The 24,958-nt window shown below is 67.9% G+C and carries 21 protein-coding genes and 1 pseudogene; 2 read left to right on the plus strand and 20 right to left on the minus strand.

The features are described from left to right. Positions 1-5 precede the first annotated feature (5 nt). From BN3906_RS11495 to BN3906_RS11520, 6 genes and pseudogenes are all read right to left on the minus strand, one after another. A pseudogene (locus tag BN3906_RS11495) lies at positions 6-1,293 on the minus strand (M20 family metallopeptidase). After that, positions 1,286-1,966 carry a DUF1028 domain-containing protein gene (locus tag BN3906_RS11500; protein WP_066588505.1) on the minus strand — a complete coding sequence of 227 codons (681 nt, stop codon included), beginning with the start codon at positions 1,964-1,966 and terminating at the stop codon, positions 1,286-1,288. The pseudogene BN3906_RS11495 and the gene BN3906_RS11500 overlap by 8 nt, the downstream one beginning before the upstream one ends. Then, a complete protein-coding gene (locus BN3906_RS11505; RefSeq protein ID WP_066588507.1) occupies positions 1,963-2,391 on the minus strand; it encodes a RidA family protein in 429 nt (142 codons plus the stop codon). The genes BN3906_RS11500 and BN3906_RS11505 overlap by 4 nt, the downstream gene beginning before the upstream one ends. A 1-nt stretch (position 2,392) precedes the next feature. Then, complete coding sequence (locus BN3906_RS11510; RefSeq protein WP_066588511.1) at positions 2,393-3,772, minus strand: flavin-containing monooxygenase; 1,380 nt, start codon at positions 3,770-3,772, stop codon at positions 2,393-2,395. An 83-nt stretch (positions 3,773-3,855) separates the two neighbouring features. Continuing rightward, on the minus strand, positions 3,856-5,220 hold the full coding sequence (locus tag BN3906_RS11515; RefSeq protein ID WP_066588515.1) for an NAD-dependent succinate-semialdehyde dehydrogenase: 1,365 nt from the start codon (positions 5,218-5,220) through the stop codon (positions 3,856-3,858). Positions 5,221-5,264: 44 nt separating this feature from the next. After that, complete coding sequence (locus tag BN3906_RS11520) at positions 5,265-6,197, minus strand: LysR family transcriptional regulator (protein ID WP_066589906.1); 933 nt, start codon at positions 6,195-6,197, stop codon at positions 5,265-5,267. Positions 6,198-6,342: 145 nt separating this feature from the next. Here BN3906_RS11520 and BN3906_RS11525 point away from each other — a divergent pair, with 145 nt between their 5' ends. Further along, positions 6,343-7,962: a GMC family oxidoreductase gene (locus BN3906_RS11525; RefSeq protein WP_066588517.1), complete on the plus strand. Its 1,620-nt coding sequence runs from the start codon at positions 6,343-6,345 to the stop codon at positions 7,960-7,962. A gap of 41 nt (positions 7,963-8,003) precedes the next feature. Here the strand turns inward: BN3906_RS11525 and BN3906_RS11530 are convergent, their stop codons facing one another. From BN3906_RS11530 to BN3906_RS11590, 13 genes are all read right to left on the minus strand, one after another. After that, positions 8,004-8,645, minus strand: coding sequence for a CGNR zinc finger domain-containing protein (locus tag BN3906_RS11530; protein WP_066588519.1), 642 nt, complete (start codon positions 8,643-8,645; stop codon positions 8,004-8,006). 4 nt (positions 8,646-8,649) lie between these two features. After that, positions 8,650-9,486 (minus strand): DUF1684 domain-containing protein, encoded by an 837-nt coding sequence (locus BN3906_RS11535; RefSeq protein ID WP_078057397.1) that lies wholly within the window; start codon positions 9,484-9,486, stop codon positions 8,650-8,652. After that, complete coding sequence (locus tag BN3906_RS11540; protein ID WP_078057398.1) at positions 9,483-10,631, minus strand: LLM class flavin-dependent oxidoreductase; 1,149 nt, start codon at positions 10,629-10,631, stop codon at positions 9,483-9,485. Before BN3906_RS11540 ends, BN3906_RS11535 begins: the two co-directional genes overlap by 4 nt. 40 nt (positions 10,632-10,671) lie before the next feature. Beyond that, the gene (locus tag BN3906_RS11545) at positions 10,672-11,739 is read right to left on the minus strand and encodes an LLM class flavin-dependent oxidoreductase (RefSeq protein ID WP_066588525.1); all 1,068 of its coding nucleotides are present in this window, start codon (positions 11,737-11,739) and stop codon (positions 10,672-10,674) included. A gap of 21 nt (positions 11,740-11,760) precedes the next feature. Continuing rightward, entirely contained in the window at positions 11,761-13,413 is a 1,653-nt protein-coding gene (locus BN3906_RS11550) for an ABC transporter substrate-binding protein (protein WP_066588528.1), read from the minus strand. A 77-nt stretch (positions 13,414-13,490) separates the two neighbouring features. After that, positions 13,491-15,107, minus strand: coding sequence for a dipeptide ABC transporter ATP-binding protein (locus BN3906_RS11555; RefSeq protein ID WP_066589910.1), 1,617 nt, complete (start codon positions 15,105-15,107; stop codon positions 13,491-13,493). A gap of 71 nt (positions 15,108-15,178) precedes the next feature. Next, positions 15,179-16,081, minus strand: coding sequence for an ABC transporter permease (locus BN3906_RS11560; RefSeq protein ID WP_066588534.1), 903 nt, complete (start codon positions 16,079-16,081; stop codon positions 15,179-15,181). Further along, the gene (locus BN3906_RS11565; protein WP_078057400.1) at positions 16,078-17,109 is read right to left on the minus strand and encodes an ABC transporter permease; all 1,032 of its coding nucleotides are present in this window, start codon (positions 17,107-17,109) and stop codon (positions 16,078-16,080) included. The genes BN3906_RS11560 and BN3906_RS11565 overlap by 4 nt, the downstream gene beginning before the upstream one ends. Position 17,110: 1 nt before the next feature. Further along, positions 17,111-18,460, minus strand: coding sequence for a M20 family metallopeptidase (locus BN3906_RS11570; RefSeq protein ID WP_222705284.1), 1,350 nt, complete (start codon positions 18,458-18,460; stop codon positions 17,111-17,113). Positions 18,461-18,470: 10 nt separating this feature from the next. Then, entirely contained in the window at positions 18,471-19,445 is a 975-nt protein-coding gene (locus BN3906_RS11575) for an aldo/keto reductase (RefSeq protein WP_078057402.1), read from the minus strand. Positions 19,446-19,736: 291 nt separating this feature from the next. Further along, entirely contained in the window at positions 19,737-20,561 is an 825-nt protein-coding gene (locus BN3906_RS11580) for an ABC transporter ATP-binding protein (RefSeq protein ID WP_078057403.1), read from the minus strand. Continuing rightward, positions 20,558-21,397 (minus strand): ABC transporter permease, encoded by an 840-nt coding sequence (locus BN3906_RS11585; RefSeq protein ID WP_078057404.1) that lies wholly within the window; start codon positions 21,395-21,397, stop codon positions 20,558-20,560. The genes BN3906_RS11580 and BN3906_RS11585 overlap by 4 nt, the downstream gene beginning before the upstream one ends. 3 nt (positions 21,398-21,400) lie before the next feature. Then, on the minus strand, positions 21,401-22,432 hold the full coding sequence (locus BN3906_RS11590; RefSeq protein WP_066588537.1) for an aliphatic sulfonate ABC transporter substrate-binding protein: 1,032 nt from the start codon (positions 22,430-22,432) through the stop codon (positions 21,401-21,403). A gap of 322 nt (positions 22,433-22,754) precedes the next feature. Between BN3906_RS11590 and BN3906_RS11595 the strand changes: the two genes are divergently transcribed. Next, entirely contained in the window at positions 22,755-24,443 is a 1,689-nt protein-coding gene (locus BN3906_RS11595; RefSeq protein WP_066588539.1) for an amidohydrolase, read from the plus strand. Here the strand turns inward: BN3906_RS11595 and BN3906_RS11600 are convergent. Beyond that, positions 24,424-24,958, minus strand: a 535-nt coding sequence (locus BN3906_RS11600) for a DUF1731 domain-containing protein (RefSeq protein ID WP_147593000.1), incomplete at its 5' end; no start/stop codon positions are given. The genes BN3906_RS11595 and BN3906_RS11600 overlap by 20 nt on opposite strands.

Consider the following 24,958-nt stretch of genomic DNA (forward strand, 5'->3'; position numbering starts at 1 on the left):
CGGTGTCAGGGACGCCCCGACGTACGCGCCATGTCCGCCACGGTCCAGGCCATGGCCGTGGCCCCGTCCGCCAGGGTCTGCTCCGCGACCGGTCCCACGCAGGCGTCAGCGAACTCGGCCTGGTGGTTGAGCACCGGGAAGGAACCCACCCCGATGTACGGGTGGATCGCCGGTACCAGCCATGACACGTTCGCGAAATCGGTCGACGCACGGCACATGTCCGCCGCCGGATCACCGTCAGAGTGGGCGTGCGGACCACCCGGGGCACCCGGGACAGCCCCGCCACCCTCCACGTGGAGTTCCCGGCCGAGGGCCAGGGCGTTGAGCCGGTAGTACTCCAGGGCGTCCTCGCAGGTCCTCATGTCCGAGTACGGTTTCGACTCGTCACGGATCTCCACGGTGCACCCCGTCGCCAGGGCTCCGGCACGGAAACAGTTCCGCACCTTCTCGGCGGTCTCCTCCAGCTCGTCCATGTCCCCCGCGCGCACGTACCACCGCCCCCGGGTCTTTCCGGGGATCGCGTTGGGGGCGTCCCCGGCGTGCGTGACGATCCCGTGGACCCGCACGGTCGGCGGAAGCTGCTGACGCAGCAGTCCGACGGCGACCTCGGCGACAGTGAACGCGTCAGCGGCGTTGACCCCGCGGGTGGGGTACGAGCCCGCGTGCGACGCCCGGCCCGTGTAGGTGATCTCCCAGTGTCCGACCGCGAAAGGACGGGCACGGACCACGTCGACGGGGGCGGGGTGCACCATCATCGCGAAGTCGAGTCCTTCGAAGGCCCCACGGTCGAGCATCTCGATCTTGCCGCCCCCGCCTTCCTCGGCCGGGGTACCGAAAACCTCGACCGTGATGCCCTGCGCGTCCGGCCCACCCGGCCACCTGTCGCATCTACACCGCTAGCTGTGTATAACAGCTAGCACACGGCCCACCCAGGCTGTCGGCCACCTCCGCCAGTGCCGCTGCGGCACCGAGGGTCATCGCGGCGATGAGGTTGTGTCCGCAGGCGTGCCCGATGTTCGGCAGGGCGTCATACTCCGCCATCAGTCCCACCCGGAACGGACCGGAGCCCGCGGTGGCGTGGAAGGCGGTGGGCAGACCGACGAAGTTCTCCTCCACGCTGAATCCCCGGTCCCGCAGCCATTCCGCGCACCGGGAGGCTGACCGGAACTCCTTCCAGGCGGTCTCCGGGTTGTCGTGGAGCCAGTCCGACAGCTCCACCAGGGACGGGCGCAGCTGCTCCACCCTTTCCCGGAGACTGGACTTCAGGCGGGAGGTCACGGCGTCCTCACTCATCGCCGGGGACCCCGTACGACGGTGAGGTGGCCGGGTCGATTCCGCGGGTGACGTAGTCGTCACGCTGCGGCAACCAGATCTCCAGCAGGTCGGTGAGGTCGCCCAGCGGATCCTCCGACCAGTCGACCCGCAGGTCGGTCTCCGCCCAACCGGCGGACCGCACGACAGACAGTCCCGCCGAATGCACCGGCCCTGCCTCGCCTCCCTTGTCCAGACCTGCGAGCATCGCGGCGAGGAGGCGGGACTCCAGGTCCCCGGTCGCCGCGGTGAACGCGGCGAGCATCGCCTCGGGGACCCCGGACGAGGCGAGCATGTTGCCGGCACAGACGGCGTCCTCCCCCACCGCCGAGGCGTAGGTGCCGAGGGTCCCGGGCCCGGACCAGGCGACCGGTGTTCCGGTCGCACCGAGGACACTGATCTGCCGGTAGTCGAGGGTGGAGTCGGCGGCACGGAGGGTGTCCCACGCCTCCGCGGCGGACGCCCCGGACGCCAGGGCGTCGAGGAGGAACGGACCGAAGCGGGGGTCCGTGATGTTCTGGGAGGCCACCGCGCCCACACCACCGCGCAGGTGCAGGCAGCGGGCGGCGACGGCGGGGGACGAGGAACTCACGGCCATGCCGAAACTGACGCTCCCGTCCGCGGCGGTTTCCCGGGCGACGACGGAGAAGGTCACAGTGCCTCCCTCTCCTTCTCGGTGAGCACGGCGGTGGCGTCGATCTCCACCAGCCACTCCGGGCGGGCGAGCGCCGAGATGACCAGGCCCGTGGACACGGGGTGGACGCCCCGGAGCCAACGGCCCATCACCCGGTAGACGGGTTCGCGGTAGCGGATGTCGACGAGGTACACGGTGACCTTGACGATGTCGTCGAGGGTCCCTCCGGCCTCCTCCATGAGCATGGCGATGTTCGCCATCGCCTTCTCCGCCTGGGCCTCGACATCGCCGACGCCGACGTTCTCGCGGGTGTCGAGGTCCTGTCCGATCTGTCCGCGCAGGTAGACGACACCTCCGGCGACGACCGCCTGGCAGAGGTCGTTGTCGAGGTTCTGCTCGGGGTAGGTGTCCTTCGTGTTGAACGGGCGGATGCGGGTGTGTTCCATGTCAGTTCTCCTGTGTGTGCTGTGTACCGGCGGCAGCGGGCTCGGGGGTGTAGGCGGCGTAGCCGCGCTGGATGAGGATCTCGTCGACGACGTACTTCGCGTCATGCCAGCAGCCCCAGATGAAGCTGGAACCGCGGCGGGACAGCCACGGCAGTCCCACGAAGTAGAGGCCCGTCGCCGGGCTCACGCCGCGCTGGTGGACGGGGCGTCCCCGGTCGTCGAGGACACCGTCGACATGCAGCCACGAGTAGTCCACCCCGTAGCCGGTGGCCCAGATGACCGTGGTGATCCCCGCAGCGGCGAGGTCGAGTTCCAGCACCGGGTTGACGGCGTCCTCGGGGTCGGGGCCGAGTACGCGTGCCCCGGGTTCTGCGGGCAGGTCCAGACCGTTGGCTTCGATGTAGGCGTCCGCCTCGTCGAAGAGTTCGAGGAGGTTGCGGTCACCGGCGTGGATGTTGGCGGCGAGATCGTCGCGGAAGTGCAGTACACCGTCGGCGTCGCAGCTTTCGGCGCGGCCGACCAGGTGGATACCGTCGGCGGCGAGGTCACGGAAGTCGACGGTGTAGCCGCCGTCGGCACCTGTCACGGCGATGGTGACGTGCTCGGCACCGACCGGAGGTGCGGCCATGTCCCACTTGCCGAGGACGCCGAGCCACCACACGTTGTCGCGGCCCCGGTACCGGCGCGGCGGACGGTCGTGCTCGCCCACGGCGAGGGTGACGTCCCGCCCGGCACGGTTGAGTTCGACGGCGATCTGCAGTCCGGAGGAGCCCGCCCCGACGACGAGGACGCCCCCCTCCGGCAGATTCTCCGGCCTGTCGTAGTCGGCCGAGTGCATCTGCACTATGCCCCTGTCGGTGGCGACACCGGCAGGGATGACGGGCGGGATGACGGGGGTCTGGAAGGGTCCGGTCGCGGAGACGACATAGGTCGCGGCGATCGTCTGCCGCTCCGCCGGGTCGGTGGAGCCGGTGGGCCGTACCGTGACGAGGTAGCCAGGTGCTCCGGGGTTCTTCACCACCTCGGCGACCTCCACACCGGTGGAGACGGGACTCCCGAGCATCTCGGCGTAGTCCTCGAAGTAGCGGGCGACGCGGTCCTTGGGGACGAAGGCGTCGGCCGGATAGGGTTCCGCCCCGGAGGGGGTGGGGGTGTCGAAGGCGAGTCCGGGGAAACGGTCATGCCAGCTGGGCCCGTTGGCGCACAGGGAGTCCCAGCGGCCGGTACGCCATTTCTCGGCGATGCGGTCACGTTCCAGGACAATGTGGGGAATTCCTGCGGCAGTGAGGTGTTCACTTGTCGCAATTCCGGACTGACCTGCTCCGATGACGAGTACCTCAATGGTCTCCGGTAAATTCTCCGGAAAGTTTTCGCGTTTCATGGAACTATTCTCCGGCCTATTCCCGAGGCATTCAAACATTGCTTTCCGGACTCGTACATCAGTTTTTCTGATTTACATGGTCGTCACATATCGGTTATCCGGATGAGCTTTTTGTTGACGAACTCGTCTGCGGCAAGTAGGCCGAGCTCCCGGGAGGTGCCGGACCGCTTCACCCCTCCGAAGGGCAGCTCCGGACTGTCCGCGAGAACGCAGTTGACGTAGACCATGCCGGCCTCCAGGGCGTCCGCGACCCGGTCCGCCTGCACCGGATCATCGGTGTACACGTAGGAGCCCAGTCCGAAGGAGGTGTCGTTGGCGATACGGACGGCGTCCTCCTCGTCTGCGGCACGGTAGACGACGCCGACCGGACCGAAGAACTCCTCCCGGTAGGCGTCCATCTCCGCGGTGACGTCGGCGAGCACCGTGCCCGGGAAGAAGTTGCCCTGCCGGGTACCACCGGTGAGAAGTGTCGCCCCCTGCGCCACCGCCCTGTCCACCTGGTCCTGGAGCCGGTCCGCGGCCGCCGGGGACGACAGCGGCCCCAGCACCGTGCCCTCCTCGGTCGGATCCCCCAGAGGGACGGCCGCCATGCCCTCGGTGAACTTGGCGAGGAAGTCCCGGTAGTACTCCTCGACGACGATGAACCGCTTCGGGGCGTTGCACACCTGCCCGTTGTTGTCCGTGCGTCCCGCGACCGCGGCGTCCACCACCGCGTCGAGGTCAGGGGTGGACAGCACCAGGAAGGGGTCCGATCCCCCCAGTTCGAGGGCGACTTTCTTGAGGTGGCGTCCCGCCTGCCCGGCGACGGCCGAACCGGCACGCTCGGACCCGGTGACGGACACGCCCTGCACCCTGGGATCGGCGATGATGTCCGCGGCCTGCCCGTTGGTGGCGTAGACGTTGACGTAGGCCCCGGCGGGCAGGCCCGCCTGAAGGTGGAGTTCCTCGAGCAGTGCGGCGGTGCGCGGGCACTGCGGGGCGTGTTTGAGGACGATGGTGTTGCCGAGCACGAGATTCGGGGCGGCGAAACGGGCCACCTGGTAGACGGGGAAGTTCCACGGCATGATGCCGAAGAGGACGCCCAGCGGCGCACGGCGTACCAGTGCCGAACCCTCCCCGACGACGGCGATCGGCTGGTCGGCGGTGATGGTGCCGGCGTTGTCGGCGTAGAAGTCGATGATGTCGGCGGACAGGTCGATCTCCCCGTACGCCTGGTCGAGCGGTTTCCCCATCTCCGCGGTGACGGCCCCGGCGAACTCGTCGCGCCGTTGCCTCAGAATCTCCGCACAGCGGTGGACGGCTGCGGCACGGTCGGCGACAGGGACCGTCCGCCAGGTGCGGTAGCCGGATTCTGCGAGGGTGAGTGCCCCGTCGATCTGCCCGTCGGTGAAGGTGTCGTAGGTTTCGCGGACTTCTCCGCTGGTCGGATCGGTGACAGCGTAGGTCATCGGTGTGGTCTCCTGTGGATGTCGGTCGAATGATTCCGGGTGGGTCAGGACTGCAGATCAGGACCCCGGGGGTCCGCGTCCCGGATGACTGCCCGGCAGACCCCCGCGAACGCCCTCGCCTTGGCCGTGAGCCCCTCACCTGCCCGGTAGGCCAGCGACACATTCAGCGGCCGTACCTGCTCAGCCACCGGCACGGCCGCGATCGGCAGACCCGAGTAGGTGTAGTCGTGGTGGGGGACCTGGTTGAGCACCGTGTACCCGTGGCCGGCGGCCACCATCCCGCGGACCGTCTCGAAACTCTGGAACTCGCAGGCCACCGTCGGGGTCACCCCATGGGAGGTGAAGGCGTGGAGGAAGTACTCCCTGCTGCCCGGCAGGTTCAGCAGGATCAGCGGCTCCCCGGCCATCTCCCGCAGCGAGATCTCCGACCGACCCGCCAGAGGATGGTCCACGCTCAACCCCACATAGGCGGGCCGTTCCTGCAGCGGTTCGAAAGTCACCGCCGGATCCGTGGTGACGTCGTAGACCAGGGCGATGTCGATCCGCCGTTCCTTCAGTGCCTCAAGAGCGTCGGGACAGGTCAGCTCCACGGCATTGGTCCGCATGCCCGGGTACTCCTCGGCGAGGCGGGCCCAGATCTGGGGCAGGTAGAACGGGGCGAGGGTGGTGAAGCAGGCGGTCTCCAGGTGGCCGCGCAGTGCATCAGGGTTGACGGCGTCCACCGCGTCACGCAGTTCCGACAGGATCCGGCGGGCCCGGACGAGGAGTTCACGGCCGTCGGCGGTGAGCTCCAGCCCTTTCGACCGGTGTCTGAGGAACAGTGTCGTCCCGACCCGCTTCTCCAGCTGGGCGACAGACGTGGAGACCGCGGACTGCGCGACGTAGAGTTCCTCGGCGGCCGCGGTCATACTTCCGTGCTCGGCGGCACTGACGAAGTACACCAGCTGAGCCACCGATATTCCCGGATTGGTGAGCATGGGCGCGACGGTACGGAGACCGTGTTGCCGTTTCATTTCGTTGATATTGCACGCGGTCTGCATCATTTCCCCAGATGGGAGTCACCTGATTCCGTTGCCCCGCAGCTGTTGCCGACCACGTCACCGGTTCCTAGCCTCAGGGTTCATGAGCAGCGAGAACAGCACAGCACCCGCCGGGGACGCGCCCACGGGACCCTACGACCACATCATCGTCGGCGGCGGTACGGCAGGATGCATCGTCGCGGCCCGTCTCGCGTCCCGGGCGGACCGTCCGCGGGTCGCCCTGGTGGAACGGGGCCCGGAGGACACCCACGAACCCCTCGCCCAGGCGATCCGGAACTGGGACCGGATGGTCGACAGCAGGTACGCCGTCCAGCACAGGTCAGTGCCGCAGGCCCGTGGCAACAGTCACATCGACCACACGCGCCTGCACATCCTCGGCGGGTGTTCCACCGCGAACACCATGATCTCCTGGCGTCCTTTCCGCGGGGACCTGCAGGAGTGGGAGGCCCGCGGTGCAGTCGGATGGGGACCGGACCAGTTCCTCCCCTACTACGACCGTCTGCGCACCGCGATCTCGGTGATCCCCCTCTACGACCGCAGTGCCCGGCTCCAGCGCGTCCTCACCTCCGCGGCGACCGCCCTGGACATTCCCGAGGTCGTCGAATGGAACGGGACACTGCCGGACACCCGGTCGGAGTACCACCCCGGCGCGGGATTCTTCGAGATCGGCTACATCCCGGAGACCAACCAACGCTCCAGCTCCTCCAACGCCTACCGGGACCTGCTCACCCGCGCCGGCCTGCGGGGCAACCTCGACCTGCTGACCGGGCACCGGACGGAGAAACTGCTCCTCAGCACCACCGGGAACACCGTGTGCACCGGGGTCCGCGTCACCGGCCCCTCGGGGACGGCCCGGGACCTCAGGCTCGCCGACGGAGGCGAGGTCATCATGTGCGCGGGAGCGTACGAGACACCCAGGCTGCTCATGGCCTCCGGTGTCGGAGACCCGGAGGTACTCTCCGCCGCCGGGGTGGAGACCCTCGTCGACCTGCCCGGGGTGGGCCGCAACCTCCAGGACCATGCGGAGGGGATCGTCGTGTGGGAGACCAGGGAACCCACAGGTCCGGAATCGGCGACCGGGTGGGACGCCGGGTACCTGTGGGGCAACGCCCACGCCCGGGGAGAGTACAGCGACCTCGACCCGGTGCCTTCGGTCACCACCCATGTCCCTGTCGAAGCATGGGTTGAACAGCTTGTCAGGGCGGGCGTCGACCTGCCGGAACACTATGCGGGGGTCGCTCCGAACGTATCCCGCCCGGCCAGCAGGGGGCGGGTCTGGATCACGTCACCGGACCAGGACGCCGAACTGCAGATCGACTACGGGTACTTCACCGACGAGGACGGCCTGGACGAGAAAGCCCTCGTCGACGGCGTCAAGAACGCTCGCAGGGTGGCGGCCGAGGAGCCCTTCGCCTCCGAGATCGTGAGGGAGGTGTTCCCCGGCCCGGACGTCACCTCGGACGAGGACATCTCCGCGGCGGAGAGGGCGGTCCACCAGACCGTGTACCACCCCTGCGGCACGTGCGCGATCGGAGCGGACTCCGATCCCGGGGCGGTTCTCGACCCTCAGCTGCGCGTCCGTGGGGTGGCCGGTCTGCGGGTGGCGGACGCCTCCGCCATGCCCACCGTGACCTCGACGAACCCTGTGGTGACGATCATGATGATCGCCGAACGGGCCGCCGACCTGGTGAGCGGGAAGTAGAGCGGAGGAGAACCCCGGTGACCGGCGCGCGCCGGGGTCTGTCACACCCGTGACCGGTGGGCCCGCGCCCGGGCGACATTCCCGCAGCCTTCACTGGTGCACCAGCGACGCCGCCCGGCCGCCGTCTTGTCGATGAACACGTGCGTACAGGGACTGCGTTCGCACCGCCTCATGCGCCCGGACCATGGTCCGGCGACAGCGTCAAGGGCGCTGTTCGACAACTCCGACAGAAGCGAGGCGAATGACATCCCCTGCGGGTAGGTCAGGTTCCACGCATCTTCCGCAATGACGGGGCGGATCCTCGGCAGTCCCGCGTACTCGTTGAGCAGACACAGATCTCCGCGGGCAGCGACGCCACCGGCCAGTCGGGCCATGACGGTCCGGTAGACCGCACGGCGAAGGTCCGCGAGAACGTCCTGCTCCGCCCGGTTGACGGTCCGCCGCAACGGTGGAAGACCCACCATGTCCAGCCACTCCCCCAGTCGGTCCGGTGAGTAGAGCCGGTCCGCCTCCGCACCTCCCCACTGGGCCACGGTGGCGATGAAGCTCAGTCCGAGGGTCTCCGTGACGAAGACCTTGTCCAGCACCCTGGCAGGTACGGACGTCGGGGCGTCCGGACTGTCGTCGGACGGGTGCCCGCTGAAGACGGCCAGCCGGTCCGGGTGGTGGGGTTCGTGTGTCACCGGATCAACGGTGCCCGTCAGGATCTGTCTCCGCAAGTACCACGGCGCGCTCCCCTGCCTCCACGGAGATGTCGAGACGGTTCTCTGCCGCAGGCAGCGGGCACAGGAAGTGGTCGCTGAACGCGCAGGGGGGAAGATAGGCGTAGTTGAAGTCGATTACGGTGTGACCTGCGGGGTCGGGCCGGTCGACGGACAGGAACCGGAACCGGTGCGTGCCCAGGGCCGTAGAGGCGTCGGAGAAGACCGCCCGGAGACTGCCGTCACCGTCGGCGGACACCTGGAGCCGGCGTTCCGCACCGTCCACAGTGAAACTGACCCACCCCGCGGCAGTGGATTCCGAGACATAGCCGTCAATCGCCGTCACTCCGACGGTCCTGCTGTCAGGGATGAACGTGGCGGGGAGCACCCACCGCCCGGAGGGGGCGAAGGTGTCGATGCCGGTGAATGCCGTCCGGGTCCGGGCTGCCCTGTCAAAGGTCCGCACCGCCCGCCGACCTCCGCGTTCAATGACGGTGAGGGTGACTGTGCCGTCGCTGATGCTCTGTCCTGCAGTCAGCTCGACCTCGGACGCGCCGTAACCTGTGGGCAGGCCGGTACCGGACACACCGTCGACGGTGGTGTGCCACAGGCCGGGGAGACCGTCGACCACCTCCGCACCGGAGTCAGTGGTGGCACTGATCCAGTGGGTGCCGGTCAGGGCTGTCTGACCGGTCGGCCCGGCGACCGATGTCTCCCTGTCGGAGTGCCAGAGCTGCCACTGTTGCTGCCACTGTTTCAGATCGCCGGTCAGGTCGCCGGTCAGGTCGCCGGTCAGGTTGCTGTGGTCTGCGCCGCTGGTCATGCCCTGCCCCCTGTCGCCACCGGGGCTGCCAGCCCCAGTTCCCTGCGCTGCTCCGCCCAACCTTCACGGACCAGTGGAACCACCTCGTCGAGCAGTACACCGGCATGGGCGACGGCCTCGTCCACCGTGTGCTCCGCCGGGTGTATCCCCAGGACAAGTTCGTCGGACAGGGCCAGCGTCGGATCCGAGAGCAGATCGGCGGCCAGTTCGTCGACGGTTCCCCACACGGCGTTGTCACCGAGGAGTTTCTCCGCCGGGGTCTGGGACTCCAGGGCTCGTCCCACCCGGACATCCTGCGCGTGCCAGCGGGCCGTCCGCTCACTGAAGTCTTTCAGCGCGTCCTCGGAGGTCGGCCCGTCGAACACGGACCGGGACGTGATGACGTAGGGAGTGCGGGAATCACCCCAGGTCTCGGCGAACACCCTGCGGTACTCGGTCACGGAATCGGCCTGGCGGCGGTGGAATGCCCGACGGTTCTCCGGTGTGCGCTCCTCACCGTTGCCGAACCTCTCGAGGATGAGCCCGTCCCCCCTCCTGGCTGCGTTACGGATGGTCCCGATGTTCGAGCTGCCGTGGAAGATCCTGCCGCCCAGGTTCCGGTCCGGTGGCCAGACGGAGGCACTGCCGCCCTCGACCTGGTTACCCTCCAGCGCCCAGTGGAGCCGGTCGATCTTCTCGGTGAAGCTGCGGTCCCTGTCGGAGTCCCAGCCCTCGAAGACGTGGAAAGAATCCGAGGGGACGCCTTTACCGACACCGAGGAGCAGCCGCCCACCGGAGAAATGGTCGATGACGGAGACCTCCTCGGCGACGCGGACCGGGTCGTCGAGCACCAGGGGAAGTACCGCGGTACCGAGGTCGATCCTGTCCGTCACTGCCGCGGCCGCCCCGAGGAAGGCGAACGGTGAGGGCAGTGCCGCCCATCCCGCGTTGAAGTGCCGGGTGGCGATCCACGCGCTGTCGTAGCCCTGTCTCTCCAGCTCCCTGATCAGACGGATGTTGTCGGCGAAGATGGTGGACAGGTCGTCATGCTGGTCAAGGTGGGTGATGAAACCGACGCGCAGCCGGTCACCTGTGCCCTGCGTGCCCAGGGGTGTCAACGTCCCCTGCGAACCTGCCGGTGAATTACTTGACGACGGATAGCTCATTGTTGAAGATCCTTGTCTGGGAGGTGGTCTGGGAGACGGTCTAGGAGGTGAAGAAGGGGGTCGATGACGTGGCGGGGACACTGTCAGACGGTCCGGGGTCGCTGAATGCGACGGCCGTGGCCGGAGCGTCCCCCTGCAGCTCGGGGAGCACGGTGGCGAACAGTTCGATCGACTCGAGGACGTGTTCGTGGGCGACGTGCGGCCCCTGGAACTGGATCGCCGTCTCCTCGGTCCCGTCGAACTGTCCGGTCCAGTAGCTGATCTTCTCGGCGACCTCGTCGGCGGTGCCCACCGCGAAGCTCAGTTTCTCGGCGATCTCGTCGAACTCGGGGCTGTCCGGACCGCCCGTGAACTCGTGGTGCAGGTAGGTCGACGAGTACGCGCGCAGGAACTCCACTGCCCGCTCCCTCGCCAGCTCTGTCGTGGGTGCCACCAACCCTGACCTGAGGTGGATGACCTCCCCTCCGGGAACCGCCGCCCGGTAGTCCGCGTTGAACTTCAGACGCTGCTCCAGCGGGAGGGGCCGCGGAATCATGAGCCGGTAGCCGTGTTCCCTGGCGAGGTCGATGGCGTTTCGCCCCGCCGCAGTCCAGATGACGTCCTTCGCCGGCCGTCCCGGCCGCGGGGACAGTTCCACGCCCCTGTAGGAGTAGAAGTCCCCGTCGAAGTCGATGACTCCCTCATCGAAGGCCTGCCGCAGAATCTCGTGGATCTCACGGGCCCGCGCGGAGGCGTCGTCGGGACTGAACCCGAACACGTCACCGATCTCCGGGAAGGCCATGCCCGTGCCCACTCCCAGGTCGAGGCGTCCTCCGCTGAGAGTGTCCAGCAGGAGTGCGGACTCGGCCAGTCTGACCGGGTGGTAGTAGGGGGCGCACACGATCGAGGTCCCCAGCCGGATGTGTTCCGTGACTCCGCTGATGCGGCTGAGGAAGAGCAGCGGGTCGGGCACTTCACCGCGCGACCGGAAGTGGTGTTCGGTGACCCACACCCCGTTGTATCCGAGGCGGTCACCCAGGACCACCTGTTCCTCGATGTCGCGGTAGAGCTCTGCGGGGCTCTGCCCCGGAGTGGTGTCCCCGTAGTAGAAGAGATCGATTCTCGGCATGGTTCGCCTGCCTCAGTTCGGTTAGTTGTTGATCTGGACGTCGTAGAAGGTGTCGGTGTAGCCGACGAGGTCGAACTTCCACCCGGACACGGCCGGTGTCGTTCCGACGATCTTCTTCGGGATGTAGAGCGGGACAGCGAAACCTTCGTCGAGGATCCGCTTCTGGGCGGTGTGCGCCGCGGCGATCCGGGCGTCCGTGTCCTGCGAGGTGCTGATCACCGAGTACGCCTCGTTGACCACGGGATCGTCGAGCAGTCCGTAGTTGATTCCCGAACCTCCCCCGGAGCGGGGGATCGAGCTGGCCGCGAACGGGGACACCGACGTGGCGACCTCCGCGAATCCTCGGGAGGCGTCGGCGAGATTGTGCGTACCCTTCGCGATCTCGCTGGTGAAGGAGGCGGTGTCGAACGGGGTACGGACCACCTCGAACCCGGCGTCCTTCAGGGACGCGGCGATGGCCTCACCGAGCTGCTGCCGCTGGTCTGTCTGTACGTAGAGACTGTCCACGTACCATTCGATCCTGAGCCGCTTCCCGTCCTTGACGCGGTAGCCTTCGGAGTCCCTGGACGTGTAGCCGGCCTTGTCGAGCAGCCGTGCGGCCTCATCGGGATCGTAGGACCAGGAGTTCACCAGCGACTCGTCGAAGCTGCCCTCCGGGGGTGTGCCGGGCAGGGTCGTCGACCACGCCTTGTCGTACACGCCGTCGTACACACCGTCGAGGATCGAGTCGATGTCGATCGCGGACCGGAACGCCAGACGGACGTCACGGTTGTCGAAGGGGGCGGTGTTCGGGTTCAACGCCAGGTAGTAGGGGGTGCCGGTGTTGTCCTGGGTGAGGATGCTGTTGCCTGCGGACTCCACCTCGTTGATGTTCAGCGGCGGAACCTGGTCGACGGCGTCGGCCTGCCCGGAGTTCAGTGCCCCGATCCTGGCCTGCGGTTCGGGGACGAACTGGATGTTCACCTCGTCCAGGTACGCCGGGCCGTCATGGCCGGCGGTCTCCGGGGCCCAGTTGTAGTCCTCGTTCTTCTCCAGGACCAGTGAAGACCCCCTGGAGTACTCCGCGACCTTGAACGGTCCGGTGCCGATGGACAGGGTCGGATCCGCACTCAGTTCCGCGGGAGTGTGCTCGCTGAGGACCTTCCCGGAGTACACGGGCCAGTGCGGGGTGGAGAATGCGTGGATCAGACCGGCGTTGGGGCGCGAGAGTTTCACTTCGAGGGTGCGGTCGTCGATGACACGGTTCTCCGCGATTCCGGATGACACGGTGGCCAGATCGGGTTCGTTGAGGGGGCGGTCGAGGTTCTGCTTGAGCACCTCGGCGTTGAACGGGGTCCCGTCATGGAAGGTGACCCCTTCCCGGAGGGTGAAGGTGTAGGTCAGGCCGTCCTCGCTGATCTTCCAGTCGGTTGCGAGTCCGGGGTGGTAGGTGCCGTCGTCTGCCTGGGACGTGATCGTGTCGAAGATGCTCGAATTGACGGAGTTGGCGTTGAGGCTGGGGACCCTCTGACCGTCCCAGACCGGGGGTTCGGTGTTCGCGAGGTAGGTGATCTCCCGGTTCTGGTCTCCGCCGGAACCGTCACCGTTCCCGGAGCTCTGTCCGGAGGTGCATGCGGTCAGCAGGAGTCCTGCGGTGAGGACGGAGGCGAGGACCGCCAGTGGTCGTTTTCCCATGATTTCTCTTCTTTCGTCTGTGAGTTCTTCCTGCAGGTGACAGCTGCAGGTGGTTAGGGGGCCGGTTGAGCGGGTGGTCAGGTCAGCCGGGGTATGGCGTCGATGAGTTCCCTCGTGTATGCGTCACGTGGTTCGGTGAACACCCTGTCGACGGGGCCTGTCTCCACGACACGCCCCCGGTGCATCACCACGACGTCATCGGCGATGTGCTGGATGACGCCGAGGTCGTGGGAGATGAACAGCATCGACACCCCGGTCTGCTCCTGCAGGTCGGACAACAGGTCCAGCACCTGTGCCTGGACGGAGACGTCGAGGGCGGAGACCGGCTCGTCACAGATGAGGATCTGCGGCGAGGTCGACAGCGCCCTGGCGACGGCCACCCGTTGGCGTTGCCCTCCCGACAGCTGCAGGGGGTGACGGGACAGGTGCTCCTCCCCCAGCCCGACCTGCACAAGCAGTTCGGTACTCCGCCGGCGGACGTCCTGCTTCCGGGTTCCCGCCGCCACCAGGGCCTCGGCCAGCAGGCCCTCGACCGTGTACCGGGGGTCGAAGGAGCTCAACGGGTCCTGGGAGATCAGCTGCATGAGATGGCGGCGGGGACGCCGACGCGCCTCGGGCAGCGCGGACCACGGTTCTTCCCCGACCAGGACTTCTCCGCTGTCGGGACGCTCAAGTCCCAGGACGATCCTGGCGACGGTGGACTTGCCGGAGCCGGACTCGCCGACGATGCCGAGCGTGGTACCACGGGGGATCCGGAAGGAGACCTCCTCCACGGCGGTGACGGACCGGCCGCCCGCCAGGCCGAAGACCCTCCGCAGTCCGGTCGCCTCCACGGCGGTGTCCGGGATGTCGCCACGGTCCCCGTCGCGTCCCCCGCTGGCCACCGCCGGGAAGTGCGCCACCGGGGCCGGGGACAGGCGTTCACCACGTGAGGACGCGGAGGGGACGGCGTCGAGGAGCTGCCTGGTGTAGTCACTCGACGGGTGGTGGAGCACGGTGTCGGGGGTGCCCTGCTCGACAACTTCCCCGGACTTCATCACGACGATGTGGTCGGCGAGTTCGGAGACGACGGCCAGGTCGTGGCTCACCAGCAGCAGGCCGGTCCCGGACGCCTTGAGCCTGGCGAGGAGCCTGAGGACCTGTGCCTGGACGGTGACGTCCAGGGCCGTGGTCGGTTCATCGGCGATGATCAGACGGGGGTCGCCTGCCAGTGCCGTGGCGATGAGGGCACGCTGGCGCAGTCCTCCCGACAGCTGGTGCGGGTACCTGTCGAAGGTGTGCGCGGGGTCCGGGATACCCACCTGTTCCAGAAGTTCCACAGCCCTGTCCCTCCGCCCGGCGCGTGACAGGCCGGTGTGGAGCCGGAGAGTTTCCGTGATCTGGCGTCCCACGGGGACCAGCGGGTCGAGGGAGACCAGGGCGTCCTGGAGCACCAGACCTATGTCCCCGCCACGGAGCCTGCGCCACTGCCGAGCGTTCAACGTGCGGAGGTCGTGACCGGCGAAGTCGAATGTCGTGGCGGTCAGTGCGGCTGTGTCGGGGAGGAGACCGAGCAGGGACTGTGCGGTCATGCTCTTGCCCGCCCCGGACTCCCCGACGAGTGCGGTGCAGGTTCCCGGAGCGACAGTGAAGCTGACGTCGTGGACGACGGGGACTCCGGCGATACTGACGTCGAGGTTCTCGACCGTCACCAGGGGATCGTCAGGCGGCGGGGTGGCCGGGGCGTGTGTCGGTTGTCCCGGTCGGCGGTCATGTCGGGTGGGTGTCACAGTGAACTCCTCCGGGTGATGAAGTGCTGCTGGAGCCAGCGTCCGGTGACGGTGACCGCGATGACCGTGACGGTGATCGCGACTCCGGGCCAGATGGCGACCCAGGGGTTGACTCCCAGGTACTGGCGGGCCTCGGACAGCATCAGGCCCCATTCGGGTGCGGGCGGTACCGCCCCGAGTCCGAGGAAGCTCAGCCCGGCGCCGAAGATGATGCACACCCCCACACCGACGACGGCGTTGACGAGGACAGGGCCGAGACTGTTCGGGAGAACGTGCCTGAGGACCAGGGCCGGGGGCTTCAGCCCGAGGATGACTCCGGCCTCGACATATCCCGATCCCCTGATCTGCATGACCTGGGAGCGGACCAGTCGTGCCGACCCCGGGATTCTCCCCAGTCCGACCGCCAGCAGCAGGCTCCACTGCCCCGGCCCGAGGATCGTGATCGTGAGCAGGGCGATGAGAACCTCCGGGAACGCCAGGGCCACATCGAGGATCCGGCTGATGACCCGGTCGACCACTCCTCTGGCGTAGCCGGCGACCACGCCGAGGACGATGCCGCCGACGGCACCTACCGCCGCGGCGCCGAGCCCCAACGATATGGAGTAGAAGGCTCCGTGGACCAGGCGGGAGTAGACGTCCCTGCCGAGCTGGTCGGTGCCCAGCCAGTGTTCCGCGGACGCCGGTGCGAAGGTGTCGGACGGGCTGGTCTCGAGCGGGTCCCGGGTGGCGAGCAGGCCGGGGAACAGCGCCGCGACCAGCAGAACGGCCAGGAGCACCATGGCCAGTGACACGCCTGCCGGAGGTGTACGCCGGTACCAGGGCAGGGCCCCGCCCCGCGGGCCCGTGGACCCGTCCCGGCCACGTCCGACCACGGTGGCGGCATCTACGGGGGCGGTCATCGCCTCTCTCCTTTCAGTCGGGGGTCAATGAGCGGGTACACCAGGTCGACAACCGTGTTGACCAGGACAAATATGAGTGACGCGAGGATGACGAACCCGAGGACCACGGGAATGTCACGGTCCTGGACCGCCATCACCGCCACTCGGCCGATGCCCGGTCGGGCGAAGAGGGTTTCGATGATGACTGTTCCGCCGAGCAGTGAACCGAAGATCATGGAGGACAGGGTGAGGGCGGGCAGGCCGGCATGTCTGAGGACATGCCGGGAACGCAGTGCCCCCTCTCCCAGTCCCCGTGCCCTGAGGCTCTTCACGAACGGTTCGTGCAGGGTGAACTCCATCCGCTCACGGAGAATCTGGGACAGGACGCCGAAGACCGTGGACGCCAGGGTGACGGCAGGGAGGATGAGCGATTCCGGGGTCTCGTTCCCGAAGGCCGGCAGGAGTCTCAGCTGGAAGGAGAAGACGGTCATGAGGATGATGCCGAGCCAGAACGCGGGTGTGGACACGGCGACGAGTTCGATGAACTGGGCGGCGAAGCGGGCTGTCCTGTTCCTGCCCGAGGTCGCCAGGGCGACGGCCACCGCGAGGGTCACGGCAATGAGCATCGCCACGAGGGTCAGCTCGACCGTGGGTGCGAGCTCGGCGGAGAGGACGTCAAGGACCGGGGTGCCCCGCTGGTAGCTGGTACCCAGGTCACCGGTGAGCACACCGCCCAGATAGTCGAGGTACTGCCGCCACGCCGGCTGGTCGAGACCGTAGTCGGCCGCTATCCGTGCCCTCATCTCGGGGGTGGCGTCCTGTATCCCCGACATCAGGATGTCGAGGGGGTCCCCGGGGATGGCCTTCACCGCCAGGAAGGCCAGGGTGGCGGCCGCCCACACGGTCAGGACAATGTCCACGAGCCGCTGGAGAATGAACCGGGGCCAGCCGCCTGCACGGGAAAGTCCCCGTGAACCGGGGGTCCGGTCGCTGAGCGCACCCCTTCCGCTGCCCTGGGTCTGCACCGTCACGGGTGCCTGCGCGGTCATGTCACTCCACCTGTCCACGTACCCGGTAGTTGAACTCGCGGCGGACGGCGTCACGGAGGTCGGCGTCGGCGAGGAAGTCGGCGGCTGTTCCGGCCAGTGACACTGCGGCGTCGATGAGGGCGTCCACCGCGGCAGGTTCCACCGTCGTCTCCGCGAAGGCCGCGTTGTGGGGTGCGACGTCCGGGGAACCGCCCAGGCCCAGTGCCGGGTGGATGGCGGGAATGGTCCGGCTGACGTTGCCCATGTCCGTGGACGGTCCCCCCTGGCGGGTGTGTGCGGGGTAGAGGGGTACCTCGCGACCGCGGTCCCGGAGATGGTCGGCCCAGCGTTTGACCAGTTCGATGTTGTTCTTCATCGGCAGGTAGGCCGGCTCGAAGTCCAGGTCGATGTCAGCGGTGGTGCCGGTCGCCGATGCCGCCGCCTCCAGGACCGTGACGACCCGTCGGGTCAGGATGTCGAGGGTGTCGATCTCGGTCGACCTGACCAGGAACACCGCGGAGGCTGTCTCCGGGACGACGTTCGCCGCCGAACCGCCGTTGGTGATGACGCCGTGGATGCGGTCCACGGGGAGGATGTGCTGCCTCAGCTGTGCCACGGACTGGTAGGCGGTGACCACGGCGTCGAGGGCGTTCAGCCCCAGGTAGGGGCTCATCGCAGCATGGGCGGCACGTCCCCGGTAGGTCACCGCGATGCGTCTGACCCCGCTGGTTCCCGGGCCGTAGACAGGTGACACGGTGTCCCCGACCCCGGGGTGGACCATTCCGGCGGCGTCGACCCCGTCGAAACCGCCGGCACGCAGGATGAGTTCCTTTCCACCGCCGGACTCCTCCGCCGGGGCGCCGATGAAGGACACCCGCCCGCCGATGTCCCCCAGGACGTCCCGGAGGGCAATGTACGCACCGACACTGATTCCGGCGATGACGTTGTGCCCGCAGGCATGCCCCACCTCAGGCAGGGCGTCATATTCGGCGACGACGGCGAAGTGCGGGGCACCTTCCTGCGGGCCTTCGGTGGCGTACAGGGCGGTGTCGAGACCGAAGGCGCCCACCTCCACCTCTGCTCCGTGGGATTCCAGGAGGTCGGCGACGGCCCTCGCCGACCGGAATTCTCCGAAAGCTGTCTCCGGGTGGTCGTGGAGGTCCACGGCGAGGCGCGCGAGTTCCGGTCGCAGTTCCTCGACCCGGTCACGGATACGGGTGTGGACGCTCTCCGGTGCACCGGAGAAGTGGGAGACGCCGTCGCCCGCATCGTCGCCGGGGCCGCCGGAGCTGTCATCTCCTCCGTCCCGCCGGGATTCGTCGAATGCGAGGTAGGTCTTCAGGGGGTCGACGGAGGTCGTGTGTGCGGTCACTTGTCGTCCTTCACTTGTCGTCTTTGGAGCGGGCGGGGTTGAACGCGGTGGAGGGGTCACAGACCGCGTCCACCGCGGCGGTGATCTCGTCGAGTACCGCATCGTCCAGCGTGAGGTCCGCGGCGGCGCGGTTCGCCGCGAGATGCCGGGGGTCCCGGGACCCCACCACGGCGAGGCTGAGCGGGTGTCTCCCGAAGATCCAGGCCAGGGAGAGGGCGTGGGTGGTGGTACCGAGACGCTGTGCCGTGGGACGCAGCTGCCGGTGGATGGCGTCGTAGACGCTCCGGGACACGCCCCTGCCCAGCAGCGGCCAGTAGGCGACGAAGGGGATCCCCCTGTCTCCGAGAGTGGTGATGATCTCCCCGTTCCTACGTTCGACGAGGTTGTACACGCTCTGCACCACGGCCGGGGTTTCGATGTCGAAGACCTCCTCCAGCTGTGCCGGAGTCGGTTCGCTCACTCCGATGTGGCCGACAAGTCCTTCGTCGCGGAGCTCCTGAAGCGCCCCGAGCTGGTCGGCGAGCGGGTAGGCGGGGTCGATGCGGTGCAGGTAGACGAGGTCGATGCGGTCCCGGCGGAGCCGGAGCAGACTGTTGCGGACCTGCTGGCGCAGGTAGTCGGGGTGGCCGAGGACGCCCCACCGGGTCGCGGAGGGACGCAGCATCCCGACTTTCGTCGCCACGAGCACCCGGTCGGAGTTGCCCACCACGTCCCCGATGACGGCCTCGCTCACTCCGGGGCCGAGTGAGTCCGCGGTGTCGATGTAGTCGTATCCGAGGTCGATGGCACTGCGCAGCAGGTTCCTGCTCGCGCTGATGTCCTCGGGGACACCCCAGCCGTCTCCGGCGGTCAGTCGTGCCGCTCCGAAGGCGACCCGGGAGACGTTCCTCCCCGCCAGTTCGACACGCTGCGGGCCGACTGTCGCCCCGTCACCCGCCGTGTCCTTGCGCGGTCCGGGCGCAGATCCTTGCGTAATGGGTGGCACGTGTTACTTCTTCCGGGAGTCAGCGGGAGGCCGGTATCCGCCGCCAGTCACCCGGATCACGGGTTCTGCGCCGATGACGACCATGTCTTTCCCTTGACTCTGCAGGATCGGCGGCCGGTCTCATACTGATTGAATCCACGTGAAAGTATTGGACATGAGGCATGACATGTGAAGACACCCGTCACCTGCCCGACAGTTCCCCCGCAACTGTCCCCGCCGCCCTGCCCCCCTTCCCTGTCCCGCCCCTGTTCGCAGGCCCCGCCCGCCGGACCCCCTGCCCGGGGCGTCCTGCTACTGGAACTCCCCCATGATGTCCGCGTACAGGTCCCTGAACTCCGGGGTCATGATCACCGACGGGTCCCTCGGCCTGGGAAGGTCGACCCGGACCTCGCGCTTCACCGTCCCGGGCCGGGCACTCATGATGACCACCCGGTCAGCGGTGAACACGGCCTCCTCGATGTCGTGGGTGATGAGCATGACGGTCAGCTTGTGCTCCTCCCAGATCCTGGTCAGCAGGGCCTGCATGCTCCTGCGGGTCAGGGCGTCGAGGGCGCCGAAAGGCTCGTCCATCAGCAGCACCTTCGGCCGGTAGCTCAGCGACCTGGCCAGAGCCGCGCGCTGCTGCATGCCTCCGGAGAGCTGGTTGGGGAACTTGTCTCCGAAACCCTCCAGTCCGACGAGCTCCAGGTGACGTTCCACGGTGGCCTTCTTCTCCGACCTGGACATCCCCTCCTCCCCGCGGAGCGCGAACATGACGTTCTCCGAGACGGTGAGCCAGGGCAGCAGGGTCGCCTGCTGGAAGACCACGCCACGGTCCCGCCCGGGGCCGTGGACCGGTTCGCCGTTGATCTCCACGGTGCCGGAGGTGGCGGACTCCAGGCCGGCGATGACGGAGAGCAGGGTGGATTTTCCGCAGCCGGAGGCTCCGACGACGGAGACGAACTCATTGGAGTACAGGTCGAGGTTGAGCCCGGTGACGGCGGTGACCTCGCCGAACTGCTTGACCATGTCGGCGACGTGGACGACCGGCACGCGGGACTCTCCCCCGACGGGGCCGGTGCCCCCGTTGCCGGCGGTGCCGGCGGCTGCGGTGGATGCGGGAACTGCGGCGGTCATGAGCGGCCCTCCAGGTAGCGGAACATTCGGCGTCCTGCCGCGCGCATGACCTGGTCGAAGACCAGACCGAGGACGCCGAGGACGATGACGTAGGCGATGATCGTGTCGGTGGCGAGGAACCGCTGTGCCTGTGTGATGCGGTACCCCATGCCGGAGGTCGCTGCCACGAGCTCGGCGACGACCAGCCAGCTCCACGCCCATCCGAGGCACAGACGCAGGGTGTCCCAGATACGGGGAAGTGCGGCCGGCACGATGATGTGGACGAGGATGCCGGTGCGTCCCATGCCCAGGGTCGCCCCGAGGTTCTGGTAGCTGCGGGGGACACGGCGGACCGCGTCCGCGACCATGAGGACCATCTGGAAGAACGTGCCGAGCCAGATGATGAGGAACTTCTGCGTGTCCTCCGTGCCGACCCAGATGATGGTCAGCGGGACGAAGGCGACGACCGGCATGTACCGGATGAAGTCGGTGAGAGGTTCAATGGCGGCCTCGGCCCGGGGACTGGACCCGGACAGGACGCCGAGGGGGACGGCGAGGACGACGGCCAGCAGGTAGCCGACCATCACCCTCCAGACGGACACGCCCATGTCGTCCCAGAGCTGGCCGGAGGTGGCGGTCTCCACGATGACCCTCACGACGTCCGCCGGTCCGGGCAGGAAGGTCTCGTCGATGACGCCCATCGCGGTGATCAGCCACCATACGGCGAGCACCACGATGAACGAGGTCACCGCGATCCCCAGGTACCGGCGCCGGCTGATCGGTTCCGGGATGACGCTGCGTTGTCTACGGCCGGTCCGGGAGCTGCCGGATGTCTCGGTTGCTGCTGTACTGGTCACAGGTCACTCCACGAACCGGGTGTCGACGATCTGGGCGGGGTCATGGTCCTGGCTGATGATCCCGGCGTTCTTCGCCGCTTCCTGGACACTCGGAAGGACCTTGTCGCGGTACTCACCGCCGAGGTAGGTGCGGTTGTCCTCCAGGCTGTAGAACTTCACCCCGTCGAAGGCGGTCTTGAGGGATTCAGCGTCAGAGCCGATGTTCTTCGCGATGATCGCCTGGGCGTCGGCGGTGTCGGAGTTGTAGTAGTCGATGGCGGGACCCCATGCGGCGACGGCCTTCTTCACGGCCTCCGGCTTCTCCTCCATGGCCTTCTTCGAGACGAAGAGGATGTCGGAGATCAGTCCGGGCTGGGCGTCCGCGGTGTAGAGGGTCTTCACCGAGGCGTCCTTGCCTGCGGTGTCACTGATGTAGGGCTCGTAGGTGACTGCGGCGTCGACCCGACCGGCCTGGAGTGCGACGGCGGCGTCGGAGGGCGCCATCGGCACCGGGCTGATGTCGTTCACGCTCATCCCGTTCTCGGACAGTGCGTGGTCGAGAAGGAGGTTGGAGACCGATCCTTCCTCGAAGGCGACTTTCTTTCCTTTCAGGTCGGCGACGGAGTTGATGCCGTCGGCGGCGAGAATGGCGTCCGCTTTCATGGACGTGTCGAGGACGAGGGTGATGTAACCGTCCTGGCCGTTCTCCAGCCACTGCAGTGCGGAGTGGGTGGCGGCGTTGGCGATGTCGACGTCACCGGATCCCAGGGCGGCCGTCATCTGGGAGTCGTCGTCGAAACTGGTGATGTTGACGTTGACCCCCTGGTCGGCGAAGTAGCCTTTGTCCTGGGCGATGTACCAGGGGCCGTAGCCGAGCCACGGCTGGGTGGCCATGGTCAGTGAACCTTCACCGCCCCCTGAGCTGTCTCCTGAACCGGTGCCCGAGGAGCAGGCGACGAGGGCTGCTCCGGCAGTCACTGCGACGAGGGCGGTGGCGGTGATGCGGCGCACCGTGCGGAATCTGCGGGATTTCGGGCGCCTGGTTGTGTTCGTCATGTCGGGATTCTCCTGTCGGGGTATCCGGACGGGATTCCGGAATACTGGTTCCCCACATTTGTGTTCCGGACTCCCGCATTCAAATACACAACCTGCGCAGCGATCATCTGATTTGCAGATAACATCCCTCACGCAATATCTGCGAAACAAATGCACAACTGAGGCGTAATCTGCCGGTGTGCCCGCCGGAAAACGCCGGGAACCGACCTGCGACCATTCACCACAGTGATGGAGGACATTCAGGAATCAGATTCAGAGGAAACATTTCCGGGTCACGGCGACGGCGGGCCGGTGTACGGCGCGGGGCATACAGTCACCGGACATGACCACCACCACAGACAGGGAGTCCACCTTCACCGTCGTCGACGCCGACGTGTACCTCGGCGAGGGCGTGTGGCGGCACGGAGCCGTCCACGTCGCCGACGGCGTCATCCGCTCCTTCTCCCCGGACCCCTCCGACCTGCCCTCAGGGTGCCGCACCGTCGACGCCGACGGCGCCTCCCTGCTGCCCGGCTTCATCGACGCCCACGTCCACCCCGAGCACGGGGGCGCCGGCATGCTCGGTGCCGACCTCACGCCGGTCCATGACGTGGACGCCTACCTGAGGATCATCCGCGAGCACGCCGCGGCCCACCCTGATGACCCGGTGATCGTCGGCGACGGCTGGTACGGCGACCTCTTCGACGGTGGCATGCCCACCGCGGAGATCCTCGACAGTGCCGGGGAGTCCGTGGCCGCCCGGCCGGTGGTCATCGACGGCCACGACGGTCACGGCGTGTGGGTCAACACCGCGGCGCTGCGGGCCGCCGGCATCACCGCGGAGACCCCCGACCCCGACGACGGGAGGATCGTCCGCGACGCCGACGGCAGTCCCACCGGGACTCTGCTCGACGGTGCGATGCAGCTCGTCGCCCACCTCACCCCCGCGCGCACCGCCGATTCGCTGGCCCAGGCCCTGCTGGCCGCCCAGCGGCGTCTCCACTCCGTGGGCGTCACCGCCTGGGCGGACGCCATGGTCGGTGTCACCGAGACCCACCCCGACCCCTTCGACACCTATCTTGACCTGTATGACAGTGGCCTGTTGACGGGGCGCGTGTCCCTGGGACTGTGGTGGCAGCGCACCGAAGGGATCGAGCAGATCGACCTGTTCCGGCAGCGTCGGGACCTGGTCGCCGCGCTGGGGCACCCGGAGCGGCTGCGGGCGTCGACGGTGAAGATCATGCAGGACGGTATGGTCGAGAATCTCACCGGTGCGATGGTCGACCCGTACGTGGGTTCCTGCGGGTGCGGCGGGGGCACGGGCCCCAGCTTCAACTCCCCGGTACGGCTGGCCGAGGCGGCCGCCGCCCTCGACGCCGAAGGATTCGACCTGCACTTCCACGGCTGCGGCGACCGTGCGGTCCGGGAGTGTCTCGACGCGGTGGAGTACGCCAGGGCCTCCGGTCAGCGGCCACCGACGGTGGACCGACGTCACCAGATCGCCCACGTGGACGTGGTTCACCCGGACGACATGACGAGATTCGCCGACCTCGACGTCACCGCGAACCTGCAGATGCTGTGGGCCCGCCGTGACACCGAGATGCTGGAACGTAAACTTCCGCAGCTGGGTGCGGAGAGGGAGGCATGGCAGTTCCCCTTCGGGGGTCTGCACCGGGCCGGTGCCCGGCTGGCGGCGGGCTCGGACTGGCCGGTCTCGGACCCGAACCCGCTGTGGGCGATCCACACCGGTGTCAGCCGAACCGCACCGGCCGCGGACGTTCACGCGGTCGGCGGGCAGGCGCACACCGTTGCCCTGGAACGGCAGCACGGACTGGACTTCACCACAGCACTGGACGCGTATCTCACCGGTTCGGCGTGGGTGAACAGGTTGGACGGTGTGGCCGGGCGCATCGCCCCGGGGACGGCCGCCGACCTGGTGGTCCTCGACGCCCCGTTGCGCCGTGTCCCGGATGTGTCGACGGTGGGTGTGGTGGAGACCTTCGTCGGCGGTGTCAGCGTATGGCGGAGGTGACCGATCCTGTTCCCTGACCTGTTCCGGAGGCGGGACCGGTGACCGGTTCCCGGAGCAGCAGTTCATGGAGCAGCAGTTCGCGGACGGTCCCGGCGCGGTAGGGGTGCCCGAGACCGTCCAGGACGCCGGGGCGGGCGTGCTGGTCGGCGAGCGCGAGTTCGGTGGCACCCGTCTTCCCCAGCAGCAGCCGGGGGGCGGGTCCGGGAACGGGGATGTGCAACGGCACCCTCAGTTTCTGGAGGTCGGCGAGCACGTCGGCGAACTCTGCCTCGGTGATGTCCTCCGGGGCGACGGCGTTGACGGGACCGTGCAGCTGCGGGTCGACGACAGCCCGGTGGTAGATGTCGGCGAGGTCGTCGACTCCGATCCACGGGAAGTGCTGCGTGCCGGCTCCCAGGCGGCCGCCTCCGACGCGGGAGGACACCGCGAGAAGGCTGAGCAGCGGCGACCCGCCGGCGAGGACCAGACCGGTCCGGATGTTGACGACGCGCAGGCCCTGGCTCTTCTCCACATCT

Origin of the sequence: Corynebacterium provencense (genome assembly GCA_900049755.1) — a bacterium.
Taxonomy (GTDB): domain Bacteria; phylum Actinomycetota; class Actinomycetes; order Mycobacteriales; family Mycobacteriaceae; genus Corynebacterium; species Corynebacterium neomassiliense.

Bases quoted from the DNA above. Each gene is read 5' to 3' on its own strand.
- BN3906_RS11515 (WP_066588515.1), bottom strand. From the start codon at position 5,220: ATGACCTACGCTGTCACCGATCCGACCAGCGGAGAAGTCCGCGAAACC.
- BN3906_RS11535 (WP_078057397.1), bottom strand. From the start codon at position 9,486: ATGACCAGCGGCGCAGACCACAGCAACCTGACCGGCGACCTGACCGGC.
- BN3906_RS11520 (WP_066589906.1), bottom strand. From the start codon at position 6,197: ATGCTCACCAATCCGGGAATATCGGTGGCTCAGCTGGTGTACTTCGTC.
- BN3906_RS11525 (WP_066588517.1), top strand. From the start codon at position 6,343: ATGAGCAGCGAGAACAGCACAGCACCCGCCGGGGACGCGCCCACGGGA.
- BN3906_RS11550 (WP_066588528.1), bottom strand. From the start codon at position 13,413: ATGGGAAAACGACCACTGGCGGTCCTCGCCTCCGTCCTCACCGCAGGA.
- BN3906_RS11590 (WP_066588537.1), bottom strand. From the start codon at position 22,432: ATGACGAACACAACCAGGCGCCCGAAATCCCGCAGATTCCGCACGGTG.
- BN3906_RS11595 (WP_066588539.1), top strand. From the start codon at position 22,755: ATGACCACCACCACAGACAGGGAGTCCACCTTCACCGTCGTCGACGCC.
- BN3906_RS11510 (WP_066588511.1), bottom strand. From the start codon at position 3,772: ATGAAACGCGAAAACTTTCCGGAGAATTTACCGGAGACCATTGAGGTA.
- BN3906_RS11545 (WP_066588525.1), bottom strand. From the start codon at position 11,739: ATGCCGAGAATCGATCTCTTCTACTACGGGGACACCACTCCGGGGCAG.
- BN3906_RS11565 (WP_078057400.1), bottom strand. From the start codon at position 17,109: ATGACCGCGCAGGCACCCGTGACGGTGCAGACCCAGGGCAGCGGAAGG.
- BN3906_RS11560 (WP_066588534.1), bottom strand. From the start codon at position 16,081: ATGACCGCCCCCGTAGATGCCGCCACCGTGGTCGGACGTGGCCGGGAC.
- BN3906_RS11540 (WP_078057398.1), bottom strand. From the start codon at position 10,631: ATGAGCTATCCGTCGTCAAGTAATTCACCGGCAGGTTCGCAGGGGACG.
- BN3906_RS11505 (WP_066588507.1), bottom strand. From the start codon at position 2,391: ATGGAACACACCCGCATCCGCCCGTTCAACACGAAGGACACCTACCCC.
- BN3906_RS11580 (WP_078057403.1), bottom strand. From the start codon at position 20,561: ATGACCGCCGCAGTTCCCGCATCCACCGCAGCCGCCGGCACCGCCGGC.